The sequence below is a fragment of the Nocardiopsis sp. iso_238 genome, assembly GCF_056173325.1.
In genome coordinates, this window is record NZ_CM149668.1 from 4,108,323 (window position 1) to 4,131,617 (window position 23,295).

At 71.8% G+C, this 23,295-nt stretch carries 23 protein-coding genes; 7 read left to right on the forward strand and 16 right to left on the reverse strand.

Annotated elements, in window-relative coordinates:
* The first annotated feature begins 211 nt into the window (after positions 1 to 211).
* Complete coding sequence (locus tag AC0VYL_RS18615; RefSeq protein ID WP_475481002.1) at positions 212 to 1,474, forward strand: endonuclease/exonuclease/phosphatase family protein; 1,263 nt, start codon at positions 212 to 214, stop codon at positions 1,472 to 1,474.
* 41 nt (positions 1,475 to 1,515) lie between these two features.
* Here AC0VYL_RS18615 and AC0VYL_RS18620 read toward each other — a convergent pair whose 3' ends face one another.
* The 3 genes from AC0VYL_RS18620 to AC0VYL_RS18630 all read right to left on the reverse strand — a co-directional run bounded on the left by AC0VYL_RS18620 (position 1,516) and on the right by AC0VYL_RS18630 (position 3,355).
* Positions 1,516 to 1,839, reverse strand: a complete 324-nt coding sequence (locus tag AC0VYL_RS18620) for a chorismate mutase (RefSeq protein ID WP_475481003.1) — start codon at positions 1,837 to 1,839, stop codon at positions 1,516 to 1,518.
* 249 nt (positions 1,840 to 2,088) lie between these two features.
* Complete coding sequence (locus AC0VYL_RS18625; RefSeq protein WP_475454502.1) at positions 2,089 to 2,751, reverse strand: PaaI family thioesterase; 663 nt, start codon at positions 2,749 to 2,751, stop codon at positions 2,089 to 2,091.
* Between the two features lie 166 nt (positions 2,752 to 2,917).
* Positions 2,918 to 3,355, reverse strand: coding sequence for a GNAT family N-acetyltransferase (locus tag AC0VYL_RS18630; protein ID WP_475454504.1), 438 nt, complete (start codon positions 3,353 to 3,355; stop codon positions 2,918 to 2,920).
* A gap of 119 nt (positions 3,356 to 3,474) precedes the next feature.
* Between AC0VYL_RS18630 and AC0VYL_RS18635 the strand changes: the two genes are divergently transcribed.
* From AC0VYL_RS18635 to AC0VYL_RS18650, 4 genes are all read left to right on the forward strand, one after another.
* Positions 3,475 to 4,329, forward strand: coding sequence for a helix-turn-helix domain-containing protein (locus AC0VYL_RS18635; protein ID WP_475481004.1), 855 nt, complete (start codon positions 3,475 to 3,477; stop codon positions 4,327 to 4,329).
* A gap of 63 nt (positions 4,330 to 4,392) precedes the next feature.
* The gene (locus AC0VYL_RS18640) at positions 4,393 to 5,145 is read left to right on the forward strand and encodes an AzlC family ABC transporter permease (RefSeq protein WP_475481005.1); all 753 of its coding nucleotides are present in this window, start codon (positions 4,393 to 4,395) and stop codon (positions 5,143 to 5,145) included.
* The gene (locus AC0VYL_RS18645) at positions 5,142 to 5,453 is read left to right on the forward strand and encodes an AzlD domain-containing protein (protein ID WP_475454510.1); all 312 of its coding nucleotides are present in this window, start codon (positions 5,142 to 5,144) and stop codon (positions 5,451 to 5,453) included. The genes AC0VYL_RS18640 and AC0VYL_RS18645 overlap by 4 nt, the downstream gene beginning before the upstream one ends.
* Before the next feature lie 161 nt (positions 5,454 to 5,614).
* Entirely contained in the window at positions 5,615 to 7,297 is a 1,683-nt protein-coding gene (locus AC0VYL_RS18650; RefSeq protein ID WP_475481006.1) for a thiamine pyrophosphate-dependent enzyme, read from the forward strand.
* A 36-nt stretch (positions 7,298 to 7,333) separates the two neighbouring features.
* On the opposite strand, the gene AC0VYL_RS18655 is transcribed toward AC0VYL_RS18650, so the two are convergent.
* Positions 7,334 to 8,239 carry a LysR family transcriptional regulator gene (locus AC0VYL_RS18655; protein WP_475454514.1) on the reverse strand — a complete coding sequence of 302 codons (906 nt, stop codon included), beginning with the start codon at positions 8,237 to 8,239 and terminating at the stop codon, positions 7,334 to 7,336.
* Positions 8,240 to 8,312: 73 nt separating this feature from the next.
* Between AC0VYL_RS18655 and AC0VYL_RS18660 the strand changes: the two genes are divergently transcribed.
* Positions 8,313 to 9,305, forward strand: coding sequence for a DMT family transporter (locus tag AC0VYL_RS18660; RefSeq protein WP_475454516.1), 993 nt, complete (start codon positions 8,313 to 8,315; stop codon positions 9,303 to 9,305).
* Between the two features lie 22 nt (positions 9,306 to 9,327).
* On the opposite strand, the gene AC0VYL_RS18665 is transcribed toward AC0VYL_RS18660, so the two are convergent.
* The 4 genes from AC0VYL_RS18665 to AC0VYL_RS18680 form a co-directional block, all read right to left on the reverse strand.
* Positions 9,328 to 10,254, reverse strand: a complete 927-nt coding sequence (locus AC0VYL_RS18665; RefSeq protein WP_475454518.1) for an RluA family pseudouridine synthase — start codon at positions 10,252 to 10,254, stop codon at positions 9,328 to 9,330.
* Positions 10,251 to 10,829, reverse strand: coding sequence for a signal peptidase II (lspA, locus tag AC0VYL_RS18670; RefSeq protein WP_475454520.1), 579 nt, complete (start codon positions 10,827 to 10,829; stop codon positions 10,251 to 10,253). Before lspA ends, AC0VYL_RS18665 begins: the two co-directional genes overlap by 4 nt.
* A gap of 29 nt (positions 10,830 to 10,858) precedes the next feature.
* Positions 10,859 to 11,269: a TraR/DksA family transcriptional regulator gene (locus AC0VYL_RS18675; RefSeq protein WP_475481007.1), complete on the reverse strand. Its 411-nt coding sequence runs from the start codon at positions 11,267 to 11,269 to the stop codon at positions 10,859 to 10,861.
* A gap of 153 nt (positions 11,270 to 11,422) precedes the next feature.
* Complete coding sequence (locus AC0VYL_RS18680; RefSeq protein WP_378741409.1) at positions 11,423 to 11,683, reverse strand: divalent-cation tolerance protein CutA; 261 nt, start codon at positions 11,681 to 11,683, stop codon at positions 11,423 to 11,425.
* 365 nt (positions 11,684 to 12,048) lie between these two features.
* On the opposite strand from AC0VYL_RS18680, the gene ileS reads away from it, so the two are divergent.
* On the forward strand, positions 12,049 to 15,249 hold the full coding sequence (gene ileS / locus AC0VYL_RS18685) for an isoleucine--tRNA ligase (protein ID WP_475483536.1): 3,201 nt from the start codon (positions 12,049 to 12,051) through the stop codon (positions 15,247 to 15,249).
* A gap of 66 nt (positions 15,250 to 15,315) precedes the next feature.
* Here ileS and AC0VYL_RS18690 read toward each other — a convergent pair whose 3' ends face one another.
* From AC0VYL_RS18690 to AC0VYL_RS18725, 8 genes are all read right to left on the reverse strand, one after another.
* Positions 15,316 to 16,818, reverse strand: coding sequence for a hypothetical protein (locus AC0VYL_RS18690; protein WP_475481008.1), 1,503 nt, complete (start codon positions 16,816 to 16,818; stop codon positions 15,316 to 15,318).
* A 70-nt stretch (positions 16,819 to 16,888) separates the two neighbouring features.
* A complete protein-coding gene (locus AC0VYL_RS18695; RefSeq protein WP_475454526.1) occupies positions 16,889 to 17,779 on the reverse strand; it encodes a DivIVA domain-containing protein in 891 nt (296 codons plus the stop codon).
* Between the two features lie 126 nt (positions 17,780 to 17,905).
* Positions 17,906 to 18,205: a YggT family protein gene (locus tag AC0VYL_RS18700; protein ID WP_378741403.1), complete on the reverse strand. Its 300-nt coding sequence runs from the start codon at positions 18,203 to 18,205 to the stop codon at positions 17,906 to 17,908.
* Positions 18,206 to 18,244: 39 nt separating this feature from the next.
* Positions 18,245 to 18,772, reverse strand: a complete 528-nt coding sequence (locus AC0VYL_RS18705) for a cell division protein SepF (protein WP_017544502.1) — start codon at positions 18,770 to 18,772, stop codon at positions 18,245 to 18,247.
* Between the two features lie 140 nt (positions 18,773 to 18,912).
* Complete coding sequence (locus AC0VYL_RS18710; RefSeq protein WP_475454529.1) at positions 18,913 to 19,641, reverse strand: YggS family pyridoxal phosphate-dependent enzyme; 729 nt, start codon at positions 19,639 to 19,641, stop codon at positions 18,913 to 18,915.
* A gap of 84 nt (positions 19,642 to 19,725) precedes the next feature.
* A complete protein-coding gene (gene pgeF, locus AC0VYL_RS18715) occupies positions 19,726 to 20,445 on the reverse strand; it encodes a peptidoglycan editing factor PgeF (protein WP_475454531.1) in 720 nt (239 codons plus the stop codon).
* Positions 20,446 to 20,604: 159 nt separating this feature from the next.
* Positions 20,605 to 22,077, reverse strand: coding sequence for a cell division protein FtsZ (gene ftsZ, locus AC0VYL_RS18720; RefSeq protein ID WP_475481009.1), 1,473 nt, complete (start codon positions 22,075 to 22,077; stop codon positions 20,605 to 20,607).
* Between the two features lie 456 nt (positions 22,078 to 22,533).
* A complete protein-coding gene (locus AC0VYL_RS18725; protein ID WP_475481010.1) occupies positions 22,534 to 23,286 on the reverse strand; it encodes a cell division protein FtsQ/DivIB in 753 nt (250 codons plus the stop codon).
* Positions 23,287 to 23,295 lie beyond the last annotated feature (9 nt).

Below are 23,295 nucleotides of genomic sequence, written 5' to 3' on the forward strand. Positions count from 1 at the left end.
GACTTTCGCGGACGCCTGTGGACAGCGGCCGACGCCTCCGCCCCTCCTGACCCGGGTCCGGGCGGGTCCGTCAGAGGAGCGGCGAAAGGGCTGGTGCGGGCCCCAGGTGGATCCGGCCGCCGTTCGGACGGTGCTGGTACACCGTTCGGACACGCGGGCCTGTTAGCCTCCGGCGGTCGACCCCCCTCCCCCGCCGAGAGGATCCCCTTCCGTGACCACCACGCCCCGCCGGATCGCCTCCACCGCCACGCTGGTGCTGGCCGCGTCGGCGCTGACCGCCCTGCCCTCGTCGGCGGCCGAGTCACCGTCGGTCCCGTCCCCGCCCGGAGCGCACGAGGTGCGCTTCGCGACCTTCAACACCGCTCTGGAACGGGGCGAGCAGGGCGCCCTCGTCGAGGAGCTGGCCACCCCCGACAGCGAACAGGCGCGCAACGTGGCCGAGATCATCCAGCACGTGCGTCCCGACGTGCTGCTGGTCAACGAGTTCGACTACGACGAGGAGGGCGCGGGGCCCCGGCTCTTCCAGGACAACTACCTGTCCGTGGGCCAGTCCGGCGCCGAGCCGATCGAGTACCCGTACGTGTACACCGCCCCGGTCAACACGGGCGTGGCCTCGGGTGTGGACCTCAACGGCGACGGCCGGGCGGTGACCGAGCCGGGCAGCCCCGAGTACGCCGAGGACGCCTTCGGCTACGGCCTCTTCCCGGGTCAGTACGGGATGGTCGTGTACTCGAAGTACCCGATCGTCACGGACGAGGTGCGCACCTTCCAGGACTTCCGCTGGGCGGACATGCCGGACGCGTTGCTGCCCACCGACCCGGCGACCGGTGAGCCGTACTACTCGGAGGAGGCCCTGGAGGTGCTGCGGCTGTCCTCCAAGAGCCACTGGGACGTCCCGATCGACACGGGGCGCGGCCGCCCGGTGCACCTGTTGGCCAGCCACCCGACGCCGCCGTCCTTCGACGGTCCGGAGAAGCGCAACGTGGCACGCAACCACGACGAGATCCGCTTCTGGGCCGACTACGTGACCCCGCGCGGGAGCTCGTACGTCTACGACGACCAGGGTGTGCGGGGCGGGCTCGCGCCGGGCTCCCCGTTCGTGATCGCGGGCGACCTCAACGCCGACCCCAACGACGGCGACGGGCACCCCGACGCCGTCGCCCAGCTGCTGGAGCACCGGCACGTCGTGGACGTGCGCCCCTCCAGCCAGGGCGGGCGCGGCGCGGCACAGCGGCAGGGCGGCGCGAACGAGGACCACGAGGGCGACCCGGAGCAGGACAGCGCCGACTTCAACGACGTGCCCGGCCCGGGCAACCTGCGGGTGGACTACGTCCTGCCGTCGCGGTCGCTGCCCGCGCGGGGTTCGGGCGTGTTCTGGCCGACCGTGGACGACCCGCTGTTCCGGCTGACCGGCGACTACCCGTTCCCCAGCTCCGACCACCGTCTGGTGTGGGTCGACCTGCTGCGGCCGTAGCGGAACGGCGGCGGGTCGGGCCCGCCGCCACCTCGTCGTCGTCAGGCGTCGCCGGGGCCTCCGGTGCGGGCCGCCTCCTCCTGGGCGGCGGCCAGACCGGCGCTGATCACGCTGTCCATGATCTCGGCGAGGCGGTCCGCGCCCAGCCGGGGGGCGTGTTCGGCCATGCGCTCGACGAGGCGGCGCTCGCGGTCCATGTCGCGTCCGGCGAAGTATCCGACCGGTTTGAGGCGCTGGACCTGGGCGGCGACCAGGGCGCGGCGTTCGAGGAGCGCGGCGAGCTCGGCGTCCATCTGGTCGATCCGGCCGCGCAGGCGCAGGATCTGCTCGGCGGGGGGCGCGGGTTCGCTGTGGCGGTCGTGCACGGAGGTCCCTCTCGGGTGTGGATGCGTTCGCGGAGGCGGCGCGGCCGTACGACCCGTCGGGGAAGTGGGACTGGGACGTCGGCCGCCCGAAAAGACGAAAGAGCACCGGGCCGGTGCCCGAGTGCTCTGTTGCCGACGTTCCCGTTTCCGCCTACGTGCGAGCGGCCGACGGGTGCGTCGGCTGGCTAAACACGAAATAGCGGTGGGTCACGGTCGTGATGCTACTACACGCCGAGGGGGTGCCGCGGCTCACTCGGGGACCTCGACCTGGATCATGAGGCCGCTGGCCTCGGCGGTGACCTCTCCGTGGGCGCGGATCCGGCCGGCCACGAAGACCTTGCGGCCCTCGACCCGCTCCACCCAGGAGGTGATCTCCAGGGGGGTGAACAGCGGCGTGGGGCGGCGGTAGTCGATCTCCAGCCGCGCGGTCAGCCCCGGGCTGGTCTCGACCGAGGAGACGCTGCCGACGGCCTGGTCGAGCATGGCGGCGATCCAGCCGCCGTGGACCAGGCCGGGAGGGCCCTGGTAGACGGTGTTGAGGGTGACCTCGGCGCGCAGGCCTTCCTCGGTGCGGTCGAGGAAGAGCCTCGGGGCCGCCGGGTTGGTCTCGCCCTCGACGATGTTGGTGATGGTGCCGATCACGGTGGTGCCGTCACCCAGCTCACGTCTGACCATGGTGCCGATCTCGCGGCGGGCGACGTTGAGGCGGTCGGTGAGGCCCTCGACCACGGCGGCGGTCTCGGCGAGGGTGTCGGAGTCGACCTCGGTGTTGGCGACGGCGTCGACGAGGTCGTGGACGCGGGAGACCAACGTGCGCAGTTCGGCGGGGAGCGCGTGGGCGTCGACAAGCGGGAGTCCGTAGGCTCGCGGGTCGTCGGGGCTCTCGGTGGCCGTCTGCGTGTTGACCGTCATGTGTTCCTCGTCGGATCGGTGTTCGTGCTCGTCGGCGGCGACGTGCTCGACACGTCGGCGGGGCCGACACCAAAACCGAATCCTACTCGGTAGTACCCGGACGGGGTGGTCCGAGGGTGTGCGCTCCCTGTCACACCGGACCGGGAGCGCGCCCCGTCAGGCCCGGTCAGCCGAGCTTGTGCTCCATGTGCAGGTGCGGAATCCCGGCGTCCATGAACTCCTCGCCGTGGGCGGAGTAGCCCAGCCGCTCGTAGAAGCCCAGCGCGTGCGTCTGCGCGTGCAGTTCCACCCGTTCGAGCCCCGACTCACGGGCCAGGTCCTCCGCGGCGCGCACCAGCGCGGCGCCGGTCCCCTTCCCCCGCCCGGCGGGCAGGACGGCCATCCGGCCCAGGAGGCCGGAACCGTCCCCCTGGTCCACGAGTCGGACCGTGCCCACGGGGTTTCCGTCCACGAGGGCGAGGAGGAAGGAGGCGGTGGAGTCGCGGTCGTCCCACTCCTCCTCGATGGGGACCTGCTGTTCGGCGACGAAGACGGCTCCCCGGATCACGAAGACGGCAGCGCGGTCGCGCGCGCCCTCGGCCCGGCGGATCTGTGGCTTGCTCATGGGCGCAGACTATCCGCGCGCCGACACCGCGCACTCCGGCGGGCCCGCCGTGACCCGTGCGGGGCCGGTCCCCCGCCCTGCCACCGGCGACCACACCCGACCCGCTCTAACCTGGACATATGGAACTGCCCAGCGACGTTCACCCCACGGTCGAGGACCCGCGCGTGGAGCGCGCTCGGTACTGGCGTTTCTCCGGGCTGCCCGACACCGAACTGCTCACCGCGCGTTTCGTCACCACGGCCTTCACCCGGCACACCCACTCCACCTACACCATCGGCATGATCACCGCCGGGATCGAGGAGTACTCCCACGCGGGCGGCAGCTCCCGCGTGGGACCGGGAGGGCTCGCCGTGGTGGCTCCGGACGAGGTGCACACCGGGCACGCCGGGGTTCCCGAGGGGTGGGGCTACCGGGTGTTCTACCCCGCACCCGAGGTGGTGGAGGACATCGGGCGGGAACTGGGGATGCGTGGAACCCCGGGGTTCACCCACTCGGGTATCCACGCCCCGGAGGTCTCGCGCGTGCTGGTGGGCGCGCACATGGCCGCCGAGCGGGGGGAGCGGCTCACCGCGTCGTCGCTGGCCCGCGAGGGCATCGCGATGCTGCTGCGCTCGCACGGGCGTGAACGCGGGGCCGGGGCCGGGGCGCACACCGCCCGGCCCGAGGTGGCGCTGGCCCGGGAGCTGCTGACCGGGCGCCTCGTGGACCCGCCGACGCTGGAGGAGCTGGCCGCGCAGGTGGGGATCGGCCCGTTCACCCTGGCCAGGGCCTTCCGGGCCGCCTACGGGCTGCCCCCGCACGCCTACCTGAACCAGCTGCGGGTGGACCGGGCGCGGGCCCTGCTCCTCCAGGGTCGGAGGGCGGGCGAGGTGGCCGCGCTGGTGGGCTTCGCCGACCAGTCGCACCTCACCCGGCACTTCCGCCGACACCTGGGCGTCCCGCCGGTCGCCTACCAGCGCGCCCTGCGCGCCTGACCCTCCCGGGGCGCGCAAGAACGTTCAAGACTCCGGGCCGGGGCCCGCCTAGCGTGGGCGAACGTGAAGACCTTCTCCGTACTCCGTTCGCCAGCGGTGCGGGACAGCCTCGGGATCGGTGTCGCCGTCGGCGCCGCCGGTCTGGCCTTCGGCACCGCGGCCGTGGCCGCCGGGCTGTCCCCCGCCCAGGCGGTGTTCCTCAGCCTGTTCATGTTCACCGGCGCCTCCCAGTTCGCCCTGGTCGGGGTGATCGCGGGCGGCGGCAGCCTCGTCGCCGGAGCGTTGGGCGCCCTCCTGCTGGGGGCCCGCAACACCCTGTACGGGCTGCGGCTGGCCGACGTCCTGGGGTACCGGGGCGTTCGGCGGGCGCTGGCCGCGCACGGGGTGATCGACGAGACCACGGCGGTGACGCTGGTCCAACCGGACCGCGAGTCCGCCCGCACGGCGTTCATGACGACCTACCTGGTCCTGGGCGGGTTCTGGGTGACCACGACCCTGGTGGGCGCGCTGGCCACGGACCGCGTGGACAACATCGACGCGTTCGGCCTAGACGCCGTGGGACCGGCCGTCTTCCTCGGGCTGCTGTGGCCCCGCCTGCGCGAGGGCGGTCCGCGCACCTGGCTGATCGCGGTGCTGGGCGCGGGGCTGGCGCTGGCCACGACCCCGTTCCTCCCGCCGGGGGTGCCGGTGCTGCTGGCGGCCTCCGCCGCCCTGCTGGTGTTCGTGGGCGGCGACGACCGGTCGCACGGGCCCGAGGACCACGCGGAACAGGGGACGTCCGCCGAGGGCACGGGTTCCCAGGAGGTGCGTTCATGACCCTGTGGATCGCGCTGGTCGCCACCGCCGCCGGGTGCTACCTGCTCAAGTACGCCGGGTTGGCGGCCCCGCGCCGCCTGCTGGACGACCCGTGGCTGCGCCGCTTCGCCATGGCCGTGCCCCTCGCCCTGCTGGCCGCGCTGATCGCCGTGCAGGCCCTGGGCGACGGCCAGGCGCTGCACTGGGACACCGCCCGCATGGCCGGGGTGGGGGCCGCCGTGCTCGCCCTGGTGCTGCGCGCGCCGTTCCTGTTGGTGGTCGTGGCCGCCGCCGGTACCACCGCCGCGCTGCGGGCCCTCGGGGTGTAGGGGCGGGTTGGGGCGGCTCGGGCGGAGTTGTCCACAGGCCACGGCTCCCGGCCTTGACCGGCTCTGGGCCGCCTGCCAGAGTCAGCCGCATGTGTTCCGGGGCACACCCCGGCCCCGGGGCGCGCTGAGTGGACCTTGCGACGATGGAAGGACCCGCCTCCATGGCCCCTGCCGCACCACGGCCCCAGCCCCCCACCGACACCGCCGCGCACGCGACGGTGTCGGTCCTGGCCGCCGCCGGGATCAGACGGTGCTACACCGTTCCCGGTGAGAGCTTCCTCGAACTGGCCGACGCCATCGACCAGCACCCGGAGATGGCCCTGGTCTCCACCCGGCACGAGGGCGGCGCCGCCTTCATGGCCGAGGCCGAGGCCAAGCTCACCGGTGTCCCCGCCGTGGCCGCCGCCACCCGGGGCCCCGGCGCGGCCAACCTGGCGGTGGGCGTGCACACCGCCATGCAGGACTCCACCCCGATGATCGTCTTCCTGGGCCAGGCCGAGACCGAGCACCTGGGACGGGAGGCCTTCCAGGAGGTGGACCTGACCGCCTTCTACGCGCCCATCACCAAGTGGTCCACCACCGTGCACCGGGCGGACCGGCTGGCGGAGGTGACCGCGCGGGCGGTCCGGATCGCCACCACCGGGCGGCCGGGACCGGTGGCCATCGCCGTCCCCGGTGACCTGTTCGGTCAACGGGTCGGTGCACCGCCCGCCCCGCACGCCCCGCTCGTCCCCCGGCCTCCCCTGAGCGAGGGCGACCGGGACCGGCTGGCCGCCTGGCTGGCCAGGGCCGTGCGCCCGGTGATCATCGCGGGCGGCGGGGCACGGGCCGCGCGCGAGGACCTCGTGCGCGTGGCCGAGCGGTACAGCGCCGGAGTGTACGCCGCCTGGCGCCGCCAGGACGTCTTCCCCAACGACCACCCACTCTACCTCGGGCACCTGGGTCTGGGCGCCCCCAGCGCGGTGCTGGGCGCCCTCGCGGACGCCGACGCGGTCCTGGTGGTGGGTTGCCGGATGAGCGAGACCACCACCCAGGGGTACCGCCTGCCCGAGTCGGACGGGCGTACCAGGGTGGCCCAGATCGACATCGACCCGGCGCAGGTGGGCGCCACCAAGGACGTGTGGCTCGGCGCGGTGGCCGACTCCGGTGAGGCGCTGCGCGCCCTGGCCGGGGCGCCGGTCAAGGTGCCCTACCGGGACTGGAGCGCGGCACGCCGGCTCTGGGTCGAGAGCGCCACCGTCCCGCCCGAGGCCGAGCGGCACCGCGGCCCGCGCATGCACCCGTGGTCGGTGATCGCGGGCATGCGCGAGGCCCTGCCCGAGGACGCCCTGATCACCAACGACGCGGGCAACTTCGCCTCCTTCCTGCACCGGGGCTGGTGGTACCGGCACGCGGACACCCAGCTGGCGCCGACCAGCGGCGCCATGGGCTACGCGGTGCCCGCCGCCGTGGCCGCCAAGCTCGCCGCACCCGAGCGGACGGTGGTGGCGGTGGCCGGGGACGGCGGCGCCCTGATGACCGGGCAGGAGCTGGAGACGGCGGTGCGCCACGGTGCGGCGATCACGGTGGTGGTGTTCCAGAACGGGCTCTACGGCACGATCGCCATGCACCAGGCCCGTGAACTGGGCAGGATCGCGGGGACGGAGATCAGCGGCCCCCTCGACCTGGCCGGGTACGCCCGCGCGCTGGGTGCCCGGGGCGCCACCGTGCACACCCGTGAGGAGTTGGAGAAGGCCCTGTCCGAGGCGGTGGGCGCGGATCTGCCCACCCTGGTGGACGTGCGCACCGACCCGGAGGTGATCAGCCCGACCGCCACCATGACGGACCTGCTCGGAGACGCCTGAGCGGTGGGGCGGCCCCCGGGGCCGCCCCATCCCGGTTCACTCCGCGTAGGCGGCGGCCGCCTCGCGCAGGGCCCGGACCACGGCGCGGATGGCCGGGCGCCGGGAGGCGTCGGTGCGCCAGAACACGTAGACCTGGCGGACCATCGCGGGCTGTACCGGGACCACCGTCACCCCCTCGGGCACGGGCCCCCGCCCCAGGCGGGGCATGACGGCGGCACCGATCCCGGCCGCGATCAGGGCCAGCTTGGTCTGGTGCTCCTCCACGGAGTGGATGACATGGGGTTCGGCCCCGCGCCCACGGATGATGTCGTGCAGCCAGTCGTCGCAGATGGACCCCTTGGTCCAGCTGATCCACGGCAGGTCCAGGATCTCGTCGAGCTCCAGGATCTCCCGGTGGGCCAGGGGGTGGTCCGAGGGCAGCGCGATGTCACCGACGTCCTCCATGAGGGAGGTGCGCGTCATCCCCTGGGGCAGTTGCAGGGGCGCGCCCATCCAGTCCACGACCAGGGCCAGGTCGGCGTCGCCGCGCGCCATGGCCGGGACGCTCTCCTGGGGTTCGTCCTCGTGCAGTTCCACCCTCAGCCCCGGGTGTGCCTCACGCAGGGCGGGCAGGGCGGCGGGCAGCAGGCCGCGCACCGCCGTGGGGGTGGCGGACAGGCGCAGGTGACCGGTGACCTCGCCCCGGTGGGCCTCCAGGTCGGCCTCGGCGCGGTGGACCAGGGACAGGATGCGCGAGGTGTGCTCCACCAGGAGTTCGGCGGCGTCCGTGAGGCGCACTCCCCGCCCGTTGCGTTCGACCAGGGGCTGGCCGACCTCGCGTTCGAGTTTGGTCAGCTGCTGGGAGACGGCGGAGTTGGTGACGTGCAGGGCCTGGGAGGCCGCGCTGAGGGATCCGTGGGCGGCGATCGCGTGCAGGACCCGGAGCCGGTCGACACTGAGCATGTAAGCAACGCTAAGGCATGGGTTTAGAGATACGAAGTAGACCTAAGGGATCGTGCACAGATAGAAACATCCCATGTCCACTCTTCCCGGCGCCGTCGCGTCCGCCCCGTCGGTCGTCGCACCGCACCGCGCCCCACTCCTGAGCTGGCGCGCCAAGTTCGTGCTGCTCGCGCTCATCTGGGGCATGAGCTTCGTCCTGATCCGGGTCGGCGCGGAGGTCCTCGCCCCGCTCCAGCTCGCTCTGGGCCGCATGGCCACCGGAGCCCTGGCCCTGCTCACCCTCCTGTTCCTGACCCGTGGACGGCTCCCCTCCTCACCCCGGCTCTGGGGACACGTGTTCGTGGCCGCCCTGTTGCTGAACACCGTCCCGTTCACCCTGTTCGGCTACGCGGCGCAGCTCATCCCGTCCGCCCTGATGGGGATCGTCAACGCCGCCACCCCGCTCTTCGGCGTGGTGTTCGCCATGGTGATCCTCACCGACGAGAGACCCGACCGGACCCGCCTCCTCGGCCTGGGCATCGGCTTCCTCGGGGTACTCACGGTCTTCGGCGTCTGGAACTCCCTGGGACAGGTCAACGCCTCCGACGACGACGCCCTGCTCGGCATGCTCCTGGTCGTGGGCGCCACCGTCTGCTACGGGATCGGCACCCCCTACCTGCGCCGGTTCGTGGCCGGAAGCCCGCACACGGCGCTGGAGCTGAGCTCCCTCCAGATGCTGCTCGGCACCCTGCCCCTGCTGGTGCTGGCCCCACTGTTCACCGGGCTCCCCACCGAACTCACCTGGCGGGCCGCGCTCGCCGTGACCGCCCTGGGGGTGTTCGGCACCGGGTTCGCCTACATCCTCAACTACGCGATCGTCCGCGCCGCGGGCGCGACCGTGGCCACCACCGTCACGTACGTGGTCCCGGTGGTCGCCGTCACCGCCGGAGTGGTCCTGCTCGGTGAGACCCTGACCTGGAACCAGCCCGTGGGAGCCCTCGTGATCATCCTGGGCGCGGCGCTCTGCCAGCGGGTCCTGCACGTCCGCCGCCCGGCCCCGGTGGGGCAGGACGGCGGAAGGGTCTGAGGAGGGAGTGGTCCGGGTGGGCCTAGTCCTCGCGGAGCAGCTCCACGGCGGCGCGCAGGTCGTCGGGGTAGGGGCTGGAGAACTCCACCGGGCGGTGCTCGGTGGGGTGGTCGAAGCCCAGACGCACCGCGTGCAGCCACTGCCTCCTGACCCCCAGCCGCTCGGCGAGGGTCGGGTCGGCTCCGTACAGGTGGTCGCCCACGCACGGGTGGCGCAGCGCGGACATGTGCACCCGGATCTGGTGGGTGCGGCCCGTCTCCAGCCTGATCTCCAACAGACTGGCGGCCCGGAAGGCCTCCTGGGTGTCGTAGTGGGTCACCGAGGGGCGCCCGCCCGCGACCACGGCCCAGCGGCCGTCACCGGCCGGGTGGCGGTCGATCGGGGCGTCGACGGTGCCGCGCAGCGGGTCCGGGTGGCCCTGGACCAGCGTGTGGTACCGCTTGTCCACGGTGCGCTCCTTGAACGCCCGCTTGAGCACGCTGTAGGCGGTCTCGCTCTTGGCGACGACCATCAGACCGGTGGTGTTGGCGTCCAGGCGGTGCACGATGCCCTGGCGCTCGGCGGCGCCGCTGGTGGCCAGCTGCACACCTGAGGCCAGCAGGCCCTCCAGCACGCTGGGGCCGGTCCAGCCGACCGTGGGGTGCGCGACCACGCCGACCGGCTTGTCCACCACGATGATGTCGGCGTCCTCGTGCACGATCCGCATGCCGGGGACCGCCTCCGCCCGGGGCACCGGGGCGGTGGGCGGCGGCGGGAGGGTGACCTCCAGCCAGGCACCGGCGCTCACCCGGTCGGACTTGGCCGCCTCGGCGCCGTCGAGGAGGACCCCGCCGTCCCCGATGATCTCGGCGGCACGGGTCCGGGAGAGCCCGAACATCCGCGCGATGGCGGCGTCGAGCCGGTCGCCCTCGAGCCCGTCAGGGACGGGCAGGCTCCGGGTGTCGCTCATGCGCCCTTCCCTTCGTCGTTGTCCTCGTTGTCCTTCGCGGAACCCTCGTCGGGACCGGTCTCCTCGTCCTCGGCCCTCGTCCCGTCCAGGTTGAGCCCCTTGAACGTGAGCGCCACCACCAGGCAGGCCCCGACCACCACGCAGGAGTCGGCCAGGTTGAAGACCGGGAAGGTCCCGACGCTGATGAAGTCGACGACCGCGCCGGTCCCGGGCGTCTCGCCCCGGAAGTAGCGGTCGACCAGGTTCCCGGCGGCGCCGCCCATCATCAGGCCGAGCGTCGCACCCCACCACAGGCTGCGCACGCGCCAGCCGATCCAGGCGATCGCGAGGACCACGACGGTGGCGATGGCGGTGAACACCCAGGTGTAGCCGGTGCCGAGCGAGAACGCGGCGCCGGTGTTGTAGACCAGGGTGAACTGGACGAAGCTGCCGACGACGTCGAGGCGCTCACCCGGGGAGAAGGCGGCCAGCACCCACTCCTTGGTGAGGAAGTCGGCGACGATCGCGATCAGCGCGACCGACAACAGGAGTACGTACCTGCGCGGCCGGGCAGCGGTGTTGTCGGTCGTGGTCATGTTGCTGTCCCCGGAGGGCTCTACCTCAGTCAGCGACGCTCCTCGCGCTGTTTGCAGGTGACGCACAGGGTGGCGCGCGGGAAGGCCTGTAGACGTGCCTTCCCGATGGCCTGGCCGCATGACTCACAGACCCCGTAGGTCCCCGCGTCCATCCGTTCGATCGCCCGCTCGCTCTTGGCGAGCAGGTCACGAGTATTGTAGGCCAACGCCAGATCGTGTTCGCGCTGGAAGGTCTTGGCCCCGGCGTCCGCGGGGTCGTCCCCCGCGCCCTCGACCGGGTCGGTGAGCCGCTCCGCGAGTTCCCTCTCGCCGTCCCGCAGTTCCTCCCGCTGGGCCGCGATCTCGCCCTCCAGCTGCTTCCGGACCTGCGCGAGCTCCGCCGACGTCCAGGGCTCCTCGCCCGGTCGCACCGGCAGCGCCGCCGCCTCGGTGGCCTTCATCGCACTCCCCCTCCGCGTGCCCCACGACCCCCGCACCCCCGCTGAACTGGGGGTCTCCCCCTTCGGGGCGGCCGTGAGTGGTGCCGTGAGCCTAGGCAATCCACCCGCCCATGGCAACGATCCCGGCGGTGCGGTGCCGGAGGCGGGCGCGACTCACTCGGCCACGGCGAACCCGCCGTAGTCCTCGGCGAGCAGCAGCAGGTGGGGTTCGTCGAAGACCGCCGAGCCGCCGTGCGGTCCGGTCAGCACCTCGATCACCCAGTCGACGTCCTCGGCGTCGTCCTCCCCCGCGAGCATGTCCCGGTACACCCTGCACGGCTCGTAGCCCTGCTCCAGCAGCTGCTCCGCGAGCTCCTCCGCGTCGTCGCGGTCGGGCAGGGTCACCAGGACCGCGCCCCGTGTCCGCTCCGCCATGGCCGCACCCCCACCTAAAGCGCGGCGCGCCCGGCCGCACTGCGTTATCCTGAAGTCGTGTCGATGGGGACGAGTAACGCTGGCCCCGACCGGACGGACACAGCCTAGAGGGGGCTGGACCGGCCAAGCGACCCGGGGACGGTGTGAGCCCGGGGGCAACGACCAGCGCGAAGATCACCCCGGAGCCGCCGGAAGAACGGGCCGCGCGACCGCGCGCACCCCAGTAGAACCGGCACGAACCCAACGAAGTGGGACCCGCCACCGACCCGCCCAGCGGACTCGGACGCGGCTCCAAGGAGGGTGGTACCGCGGGGCTCCGCCTCGTCCCTCCGTCAGGAACACCCCTGATGGAGAAAGGTACGACGGTGACCGACGACCCCCGGCCCGAATCCCGCGCGCTGCCCCAGCTGCCCGCTCAGATCGACCTGCCCGCGACGGAGCGCGAGATCCTCGGCCGCTGGTCGAAGGAGAACGTCTTCCAGCGCTCGCTCGACCAGACGCGCGGCAACGAGAACTGGGTGTTCTACGAGGGCCCGCCCACCGCGAACGGCCAGCCCGGCGTGCACCACGTCGAGGCCCGCGCCTTCAAGGACGTCTTCCCCCGCTTCCGCACCATGCGCGGCTACCACGTGGACCGCAAGGCCGGCTGGGACTGCCACGGCCTGCCGGTCGAGGTCGCCGTGGAGAAGGAACTCGGCCTGAGCGGCAAGAAGGACATCGAGGCCTTCGGTATCGCCGAGTTCAACCAGCGCTGCCGCGAGTCCGTCCTGCGCAACGTGGACGCGTTCACGTCCATGACCGAGCGCATGGGCTACTGGGTCAACATGGACGACGCCTACCGCACCATGGACCCGCAGTACGTGGAGTCCGTCTGGTGGGCGCTCAAGCAGATCTGGGACCGGGAACTGCTGGTCCGCGACTACCGGATCAGCCCCTACTGCCCCCGCTGCGGCACGACGCTCTCCGACCACGAGCTGGCCCAGGGCTACGAGACCGTCACCGACCCGTCGGTGTACGTGCGCTTCCCCGTCACCTCGGGACCGCTGGCCGCCCCCGAGCACCCCACCTCGCTGCTGGTGTGGACCACGACCCCGTGGACCCTGGTGTCCAACACCGCCGTGGCCGTGCACCCGGACGTCCGGTACGTGGTGGCCACCAACGGCGACGAGCGGCTCGTGGTCGCGGAACCGCTGTTCGAGAAGGTCCTCGGAGAGGGCTGGGAGCTCACCGGTGAGAGCTTCGAGGGCGACGAGATGGAGCGGTGGACCTACCAGCGCCCCTTCGACCTCGTTCCCTTCGACGAGCCCGCGCACTACGTGGTGCTCGCGGACTACGTCACCGTCGAGGACGGCACCGGTCTGGTCCACCAGTCCCCCGCCTTCGGCGCCGACGACATGCTGGTGTGCCGCTCCTACGGCCTGCCCGTGGTCAACCCGGTCCGCCCGGACGGCACCTTCGAGGCCGACCTCCCCCTCGTGGGCGGGGTGTTCTTCAAGGAGGCCGACAAGACGCTGGTCCGGGACCTCAAGGACCGCGGCCTGCTCTTCCGCCACCTGAACTACGAGCACTCCTACCCGCACTGCTGGCGCTGCCACACCGCGTTGCTCTACTACGCGGTCCCGTCCTGGTACATCCGCACGACCGCCGTCAAGGACGAACTCCTCGCGCAGAACGACCGCACCAACTGGGTGCCGGAGAACGTCAAGGAGGGCCGCTTCGGGGAGTGGCTGCGCGGCAACGTCGACTGGGCGCTGTCCCGCAACCGCTACTGGGGCACCCCGCTGCCGATCTGGGAGTTCCCCGACGGCCGCCAGATCTGCGTGGGATCCCTGGAGGAGCTGAGCGAGCTCAGCGGCCAGGACCTGTCCAACCTGGACCCGCACCGCCCCTACGTCGACGACGTCGTCATCCCCGACCCCGACGCGGACCCGTCCCTGCCCGAGGAGGAGCGGGTCGCCCGCCGCGTGCCCGAGGTCATCGACGCCTGGTTCGACTCCGGTTCCATGCCGTTCGCCCAGTGGGGCGCACCGCACCAGAACAAGGAGACGTTCGAGGAGAACTTCCCCGCGCAGTACATCTCCGAGGCGATCGACCAGACCCGCGGCTGGTTCTACTCCCTGCTCGCGGTGAGCACCCTGGTGTTCGGCCGCAACTCGTTCGAGAACGTGGTGGTACTCGGCCACATCCTGGCCGAGGACGGCCGCAAGATGAGCAAGCACCTGGGCAACGTCATGGAGCCCATCGCGGTCATGGACCGGCACGGCGCCGACGCCCTGCGCTGGTTCATGCTGGCCAGCGGCTCGCCGTGGACCGCCCGGCGGGTCGGCCACGCCGCTCTGGAGGAGATCGTCCGGAAGGTGCTGCTGACCTACTACAGCACCACGTCGTTCCTCACCCTGTACGCCAACGCCGGTGAGGGCTGGGACCACTCGAAGCTGGCCGACGCGCCCGCACCGCAGGACCGCCCGGTGCTGGACCGCTGGCTGCTGTCCGAGCTGAACGAGGTCGTCCGGGACGTCACCAGGGCGATGGAGGAGTTCGACACGACCGGGGCCGGGCGCCGCCTGACCGCCTTCGTGGACGACGTCTCCAACTGGTACGTGCGCCGCTCCCGCCGCCGGTTCTGGGGCGGGGCCGACACCCCGGAGGGCGCGTCCGCGTTCGCGACGCTGTTCGAGGCCCTGGAGACCGTCACCCTGCTGATGGCGCCGATCGTCCCGTTCCTGACCGACCACGTGTGGTCGGCGCTGCGCCACCCGGAGGCCGCCGAGTCCGTCCACCTGGCCTCCTGGCCGCAGGTGAACGAGGACCTGATCGACCCCGAGCTGTCCAGGAACATGGCGCTCACCCGCCGTCTGGTGGAGCTGGGCCGTTCCGCGCGGGTCGACTCCGCGATGCGCACCCGCCAGCCGCTGGCCCGCGCCCTGGTGGGCGCCCCGGGCTTCGCGGACCTGCCGGAGCAGCTGCGCGCCCAGGTGGCCGAGGAGCTCAACGTGGCCGGACTGGACGCGCTGTCGTCGGTCGGCGGCGACCTCGTGGACTACGTGGTCAAGCCGAACTTCCGCGCTCTGGGCAAGCGGTTCGCCAAGCGCACGCCGCTGGTGGCCAAGGCCATCCAGGCCGCCGACCCGGCCGCCCTGGTCGCTCAGGTCCGCGACAGCGGTTGGGCGCAGGTGCGGGTCGAGGACGAGCCGGTCGAGGTCAGCGCCGACGAGGTGCTGGTGACCGAGCAGCCCCGTGAGGGCTGGGCGGTGGCCTCCGAGGGCGGTGAGACCGTGGCCCTGGACCTGGAGCTGACCCCGGAGCTGCGCCGTGCCGGTCTGGCCCGCGAGATGGTCCGGATGCTCCAGGAGGCCCGCAAGAACAGCGGTCTGGACGTCTCGGACCGCATCCACGTGTGGTGGACGACGGATGACGAGTCGATCCGGCAGGCGCTCACCGAGCACGGGTCGCTGATCGCCGGTGAGGTGCTCGCCGACGCCTTCGTGGCCGGTGTGTCCGAGGACGCCCCGCACTCGGCGGAGTCGGACGAGTTCGACGTGGTCTTCGCCTTCCGCCGCGCCTGACCCGTCACGTCCCAGGGACGACGAAGGGCCCCGCTCACCGAGCGGGGCCCTTGCGTGTTCCGGGGATCAGGCGCTGTAGGAGGAGTCCCGTTCCCTGGCGGCCTCGGAGCCTTCGGCCCGGTCCTCTGCCTGTTCGGAGACCTCGGTGGGCTCTGCGGCAGCGGCCTTCTCGGGCTCCTCGGCGCGGGTGTCCTCATCGGATCCGTCCCCGACGGGCTCGGCCCCGTCCTCGTGGAGGGCCGCGGGCTCCGTGTCGGACTCGTCGACCCGGGTGTCCGCTGCCGGGGCGTCCTCGGCCTCGTCGGAGGTGCCCGGAACCGCGGCGGACTCCTCGGGGGCGTCCGCCGCCTCGGCTCGGACCTCGTCGGACTCCTCGCGAACGGGCTCGCCCTCGTCCTCGTGGCGGGCCTCGGTCCGGGTGTCGGGCTCCTCGGCCCGGACGCCCTCACCGGAGACCGTCCGAGCCGCCTCGGCGTCGGTCTCGTGCGAGATCTCGGGGAGGTCCTCCTCGGACTCCGCGTGGACCGGCTCGGCCTCGTCGGAGGTGCCCGGAACCGCTGCGGACTCCTCGGGGGCGTCCGCCGCCTCGGCTCGGACCTCGTCGGACTCCTCGTGAACGGGGTCGGCCCCGTCCTCGTGGGGTCTCTCCGGCGTCGCGTCGGTCTCGTCGACCGGTGTGTTCGGGTCGGGTTCGACGTCCTCGTCCCGCGTGTCGAGGAGGGCGGCGTAGGCGACGGCCGCTCCCTCGTCCTCGACGGGGGCCCGGTCCTCCCGGACCTGCTCCTCCGCCCGTGCGTCGTCATCGCTCACGGGAGGCGACGCGGCCTCCCCGGCGGAAGTCTCGTTGACGGCGGTCTCCTCGACCGCCTCCCTCTCGGGCTCCGTGGCGGGCTCGGCCTCGGCCACGGCCTCACGGGGGTGCTCGTCGGCGACCACGGGCTCCGGCGCCGCCTCGACCTCGGTCGGGACCGGCGCGTCCTCGTGGAGTGCCTCCCTCGCGGGGGTCTCCCCCTCCTGCGGGGGTTCGTCCGAGCCGTCGGGTTCGGGGACGGTCTCGGCCCTCTCGGAGTCCTCTTCCGGCTTCGGCGCGGCGTCCGGCCCGACAGCCGGATCCGGCCAGCTCCCCATGGTGGGGGTCTGCCAGCGGGGAACCTCGAACTCCGCTTCCTCTTCGTTCTCCTCGGCCGACGTCACACGCGACGCGTCGACCTCGTGCCCCGGGGACACGGGGGGCTCCGTAACGGCGGATTCCCGCACCGGCTGCTGAGCCGGTGCGGGTACGCGCCCGGAGTGCTCCGGTTCCCACTGTGTGCCCGGTACCGTGCCGACCGCTGTCGAGGCGGCCACCACGGGGACGGACGACTTCCCCAAACCGTCCGTCCGTGCCGTGTCCGATCCGCTCCCGCCGAACCGTCGTCCCTGGACCAGAGCGCCCAACAACAGGAGGACGCTCAACCCGCCGAGTCCCAGGGCGATGTACACCAGGGTGGGCTCAGCAAGTGCCAGGGCTGCCGCGATGACGACAAGGGCCGCCAGTACCGCCACGGTGGCGAGGAGGCTAAGGATCACGGGTCGACCAGGGCCTTTACACGTGTGGAGCCGGAGTTTTCAGTTGTTCGGAGCCGCAGCCGCTGACAGGTCAGCGACGCTCGTGCGGGGCCTCGCCCGGGTGGAAACCACCGTGCTGGGCGGGCTCGGGCTGACCGAACGGGTTACCGCCGGGGCCGTGCTGCTGGAGCGCGGGGGTCCCACCGGACTGGGGGGCCATCGTCTGGAACCCACCCGTGGTGTTCGGGTTGGGCTCGATGGACTTGCCCTCCTCGTTGAGCTCACGCAGCTGACGCTCGAAGTAGTCCTTCAGGCGGCTGCGGTACTCGCGCTCGAAGTCCTTGAGCACGTTGACCTTGTGCTCCAGCTCCTCGCGCTGCTGGACCAGGCTGCCCATGACCTGACGGTGGCGCTCCTGCGCGTCACGGTCGAGGTTCTCGGAGCGGGCCCGGGCCTCACCGATGATCTGGTCGGCCTGGCGGCGCGCCTTGCCGAGGATGTCCTCGGACTCGTGGCGGGCGCGGCCGAGGGTCTCGTCCGCCTCACGGCGGGCGTCGGAGATCGCCTGGTCGGCGGTCTGCTGGGCGAGGGCCAGGACGCGGGCGGCCGTGTCCATGTTCTCCTCGCCACCCATGGCCAGGTTGGCGCCGGTCATGCCCATCTGCGGCTGCGGCGCGGGCGGCTGGGGCTGCGGCTCGACGGGCTGCTGCGCCTGGACGGGCTCCGGGCGCATCTGCTCCATCTGCTGCGGGGCCTCAGGGGCCTGCTCCTGCTGCTGGAAGTCCTGCATACCGGCGTTGGGGACCTTGCCCCTCAGGCACTCGGCCAGCTTGCCGCGCAGTTCCTCGTTCTCCTGGATGAGTCGGTCCAGCTCGGACTCGACCTCGTCGAGAAAGGCGTCGACCTCTTCTTCGTCGTACCCCGGCCGGAGCCGGGTGGTACTGAACTGCTTGTTCCGCACATCAGCGGGTGTCAGCGGCATGTTCGTCTCCTTGGCGCGCTTGGAGTCTGTCCGTAGGGACGCTACCTGATCGTGACCTTACGGCAATCCAGATCATGACCAAGACCACATATCGGAATCCGGGGCGTCTTTTCCGCCCGCGTTCCCCTACGCGAAGCTTGCCATCATGCCCCTCAGAATGCTCTGAAGGATGATCACGGCGAAGAAGAGAATCAGCACACTCAGGTCGAGTGCGACGCTTCCCAGCCGGATCGGCTTGATGAACCTGCGTAGGAACCTCAGTGGCGGGTCGGTGATCGTGTACACGATCTCAGCGAGCACGAGCACGAAGCCGGTAGGCCGCCAGGTCCTGGAGAAGGACATCACCATCTCCAACACCACCCGCGCTATCAGCACGAAGACAAACAGCTGAAGCAGAAGCAGCAGCACGTACAGGACCATACTCACGGTCGTTCCCCGACCCAATCTCTGGACAAATGTGATGATCTAGCTCTGATTGAAGAACCCTCGCTCGGCGATCCGCGCCTTGTCTTCGGCGGTCACCTCGACGTTGGCCGGGGACAGCAGGAACACCTTGTTGGTCACGCGTTCGATACTGCCATGGAGACCGAAGATCAGACCAGCCGCGAAGTCGACCAGACGCTTGGCGTCGCTGTCGACCATCTCGGTCAGGTTCATGATCACCGGTGTACCTTCCCGGAAGTGCTCTCCGATCGTACGCGCCTCGTTGTAGGTGCGTGGATGGAGCGTGGTGATCCGAGCGAGGTCGGCGGTTGAGGCTGTCGTGGTCGTTCCACCGCGCCGTTCACCCGTTCCCAGGTAGTCGCCGGTGTCCGTCACAGCGTCGCCTCGTGTTTCCTCGCCTCGCGGAGTGTCGGCGTCGCGGTCACGCTGCTCCTCCACGCCCTCGTCGAAATCGTCGAACTCATCATATTCGTCCGCATAGCGGTGATCGTAACGGTCGTCCTCCACGAGGCCGAGGTAGACCGCCATCTTGCGCATCGCGCCGGCCATCTCATGTCCTCCGTCGTCCCCGCGGCGTTCTCACCGCAGCCGACTCCTCCGTCGTTTCCGGCCCCTGCGCCCCGCCTCAACGGGGTGTTCGTCCATTCGGGCGAACGCCACAGACGGGCCCCAAGGTCTATGTGGGGACATTACCCCACGATCGGTCCCCGAGCGCCAAGCAACGCCGTGCCGAGTCGCAGGTGTGTCGCGCCTCTTGCGATCGCGGCCTCCAGGTCCCCGCTCATCCCCGCGGAGACCACCGTTGCCTGAGGGTAGCGATCCCGAATCCGCCCCGCCACCTCGTCGAGGACCGCGAAGGCCGCGTCGGGGTCGCCCCCGAGCGGCGCCACCGCCATGACCCCTCCGAGAGTGAGCGCCTCGTGCTCGTCGATACTCTCCGCGAGCGTCGGCGCGTCGGCGGGGTCCACACCTCCGCGCGGGCCGATCACCCCCGCCTGGGAGTCGGCGTCCAGGTTGACCTGGACCAGACAGGTCAGGCGCCGTTCGGCGGCCGCGGCCCGGTCCCCCAGGGCCCTGGCCAGCTTCGCCCGGTCCACCGAGTGCACCACGTCGGCGTAGGAGGCCACGGAACGCGCCTTGTTGGTCTGGAGCTGGCCGACGAAGTGCCAGGTCAGGCCGAGGTCGGCGGTGTCCGCCGCCTTCGGGGCCGCCTCCTGGTCGCGGTTCTCCCCCACGTCGTTGACACCGAGCGAGGCGAGAATGCGCACATCACTGGCGGGATAGGTCTTGGTCACGCCGATCAGCGACACCTCCGAGGGGTCGCGGTCGGCCCTGTGGCAGGCCGCCTCGATCCTGGCCCGCGCGGCCGTGAGGTTGGCGCGGATCTGCTCGGTGCGCTCGGGGTCGGTCTGTGACACGGTCGTTCGTTCCTTCTGGTGTCGGTGGGGCGGCGCGTGACCGGAACCGGCCGCGAGGAGCGGCCCGGTCGGGCGGGTCGGAGGTCAGGTGCGCCAGAGGAAGGAGGCGAACCGGCCGGTGGGCGCGTCGCCCCGATGGGAGAAGAGTTCGGGGCTCTCCAGGGTGCAGCGGCCGTCGGTGACGATGTCGGTGACGCCCGCCCGGCGCAGCTGGGCGGTGACGGCGGCGACCATGTCCACGCCCGTGGTGCCCTGGCGTGTCGTGGAGGCGGCCTCGGGGGTGAGCGCGGCGGTCTGGGCCTGGAGCTCGGGCGGGACCTCGTAGCAGCTGCCGCAGATGGCGGGGCCGAGGAAGACGGTGGTGTGCGCGGGGGTGGCGCCCTGGGCGGCCATCGTGTCGACCAGGTTGGCGGCGACCCCGTTCGCGGTGCCCAGACGGCCCGAGTGGGCCGCCCCCAGCACCCCGGCGCGGGCGTCGGCGGCGAGCACCGGCAGGCAGTCGGCGGCCATCGAGGCCAGGACCAGGTCCGACCGGGTGGTGACCACGCCGTCGCAGGTACCGACCCCGCCGGGTTCGGTCGCCACGAGCACGTCGGCGCTGTGCACCTGGTTCATCCAGACGACGCGGTCGACGTCGAAACCGAACTCCTCGGCGGCGCGTCGGCGGTTGGCGGTGACCGCCTCCCGGGTGTCACCGGTCCCCAGCCCGAGGTTGAGCGAGTCGAACGGCGGCCGACTCACGCCGCCCTTGCGTTCGGTGACGGCGGCACGGACACCGTGCCCCAGGTCGATGACGTTGCCCATCGGTCCGACGTGGTCCTTCCCTCTGCCCCGTGGACGGAGGAGTGACGGCGGGCGGTTCGCCCCCGCCGTCCTCCGCCGCGCCCCACCGAGGGCGGCGACGGCCCCGCCGCAGATCGGTCGGGGCCGCTGACACGTCGATGGTACCGGGGTGGTGCGGGACTACTTGAGGAACTCCGGGACGTCCAGGTCGTCGGGGTCGTCGAAGATGACCCGGCGACGGGGCGTGGGAACCTCGCTGCGGCGCTCGGAGGCCTCCGAGACCGCGTGGATGTGGTTCGCCTGCTCCTCCGGCTCGGCGGCCTCGGGCTCCGGGACGACGGTCTCCTCAGCCTGGACCGCCTGCACCGGCTCCTGCTCGACCAGCTCGGACTCGCCGTGCGGGGCCGGGTGCCCGTTGCCCTGGACCGGCTCGGCCGGGGCCTGCTGGGGCTCGGGCCGGACCGGTTCCGGGGTCACGACGGGCTGGACCGGCGGCATGGCGGGCCGGGGAGCCTCCTGCACCGGCTGGGCCGGGCGGGACGGAGCGATCCACGGCATGCTGGTGGCCGGCGCCCCGCTCGCGTCCGCGCCGGGGGGCGTCGCCTTCGCGGACGACTCCTCCCTGCCGGACGTGATGCCTGCCGTGGGGGCGACGGCCTCAGGAGGGTCCACCTGCTGGCGCTCCCGCGTGGCGGGGCCGGACACCTCGGGCTCGTCGAATCCCGCCGCGATCACGGTGACGCGGACCTCGTCACCCAGGGCGTCGTCGATGACGGCGCCGAAGATGATGTTGGCCTCGGGCGCCGCCGAGTTGGCGACCAGCTGTGCCGCCTCGTTGATCTCGAACAGTCCGAGGTCGGAGCCGCCCTGGATGGACAGCAGCACACCGTGGGCGCCGTCGATGCTCGCTTCCAGCAGTGGTGAGGAGATCGCCAGTTCGGCCGCTGCCACGGCCCTGTCGTCGCCTCTCGCTGATCCGATCCCCATCAGCGCCGATCCGGCCCCGGACATGACCGACTTGACGTCGGCGAAGTCCAGGTTGATCAGGCCCGGCGTGGTGATCAGGTCGGTGATGCCCTGGACACCGGAGAGCAGGACCTGGTCGGCCGCCTTGAAGGCGTCCAGGACGCTGACCTGGCGGTCCGAGATGGACAGCAGTCGGTCGTTCGGGATGACGATGAGGGTGTCGACCTCTTCACGGAGCATCGCTATCCCCGACTCGGCCTGGGTCGCCCGCCGCTTGCCCTCGAAACCGAAGGGGCGGGTGACCACACCGATGGTGAGCGCCCCGAGGGAGCGGGCGATGTTGGCGACGACCGGGGCTCCCCCCGTGCCGGTGCCACCGCCCTCACCAGCCGTGACGAAGACCATGTCGGCCCCCTTGAGGACCTCCTCGATCTCCTCGCGGTGGTCCTCGGCGGCCTTGCGGCCGACATCGGGGTTGGCGCCTGCGCCAAGGCCACGGGTGAGCTCACGGCCGACGTCGAGCTTGACGTCCGCGTCGCTCATCAGCAGCGCTTGGGCATCGGTATTGATCGCGATGAACTCGACGCCCTTGAGCCCCTCTTCGATCATTCGGTTGACGGCGTTGACACCGCCGCCGCCGATACCGACGACTTTGATGACCGCGAGGTAGTTCTGCGGTGCTGCCACGACGAGGGGCCTTTCCGCTCGCTTACGCCGTTCCGTCTCCGCGTCCGCTGGCCCTGGGGCCAACGGGTGCGCCGGCGGTCCGGCATCCGGTTCTACAGTGTGCGTTTCGGGTACCCGCGCACAGCGCCCGGAGGCGACCGTGTGTGGGGGACCCGGGGCCACCGAAGACCGTTCTCGAACGGTTCCCGTGTACCCCTGAAAGCGTGTCTTACTGCGTTGTTGACGTTGGTTGTGCTTCCCGACAGTAAGCGGACCGTCGGGTGCGGGCAACCGGTGACGACTTCAGCCTAACGGCGTATAACGCGAGGAAGCGAAGTGCGCACTCGGCGCGTCGCGTCTGGAATGTCCTCACGAGGGATTCGGTTCGCGGCGTCGAGCTCCCACTCGTACCCCTTGTCCCCACTCGCGGCTCTTGACCCGACTCCTCTACGAGCATCCCGTTCCTTGGGGCCCGCTTCACCGGACGATGGCGAGATCGGGGGTTCCGACGTCGTAGACACGCCCCGTCTCGGGCGGGTGCTCGCGCATCAGCACGCGCAGCACCGCGCTCTTCCCGGCGGTGTCGTGCGAGTCGCCCCACTCCACGACCGAGCCGTCACCGAGTTCGATGGTGATGTCGTCGGTGTCGGTGGCGTCGATCAGCTGTATCTGCGCGATGAGGGAGTCCGGGGCCTCCTCGACGATCTCTGCGGCGGCCCGGACCGCCGTGTTGTCCTCGATCTCCCCCGTGACCCGGACCAGCGGGTGTGTGCCGGGCCGTGTGGCGGAGTCCTCGATCCGTACGCCGTCGCCGTCCACGAGCCGGTACTCCTCCCCCACCCGGAGGGCGAGCAGGGGACGGCGCTCGACCACCTCCACCCTGAGGGTGGCGGGCCAGCCCCGGCTCACCTCGGCGGACTCGACCAGGTCGAGGCCCTCGGCGCGGTCGCGGCCCTGATCCAGGTCCACCCGGATCAGGGGTGTGCCCGTCTCAACGGACACGGCCGCGACCACCTCCTCCTTCGGCACCCGGTCCAGACCGGTGACCGCGACGTCGCGCACCACCAGCAGGCGGGAGCCGAGCAGCACCCACGTGACCACGCAGACCAGTGACACGACGAGCAGGACCGCGAAGGCGACCTTCCAGGGGTCCGACCCCTTGCGGACGGCGGCCTCGGGCCCCGCCTCGTCCTGTTCCGTGGTCTTCGCCCTGTTGCGGTCAGCGGCCACGTGTGTGCT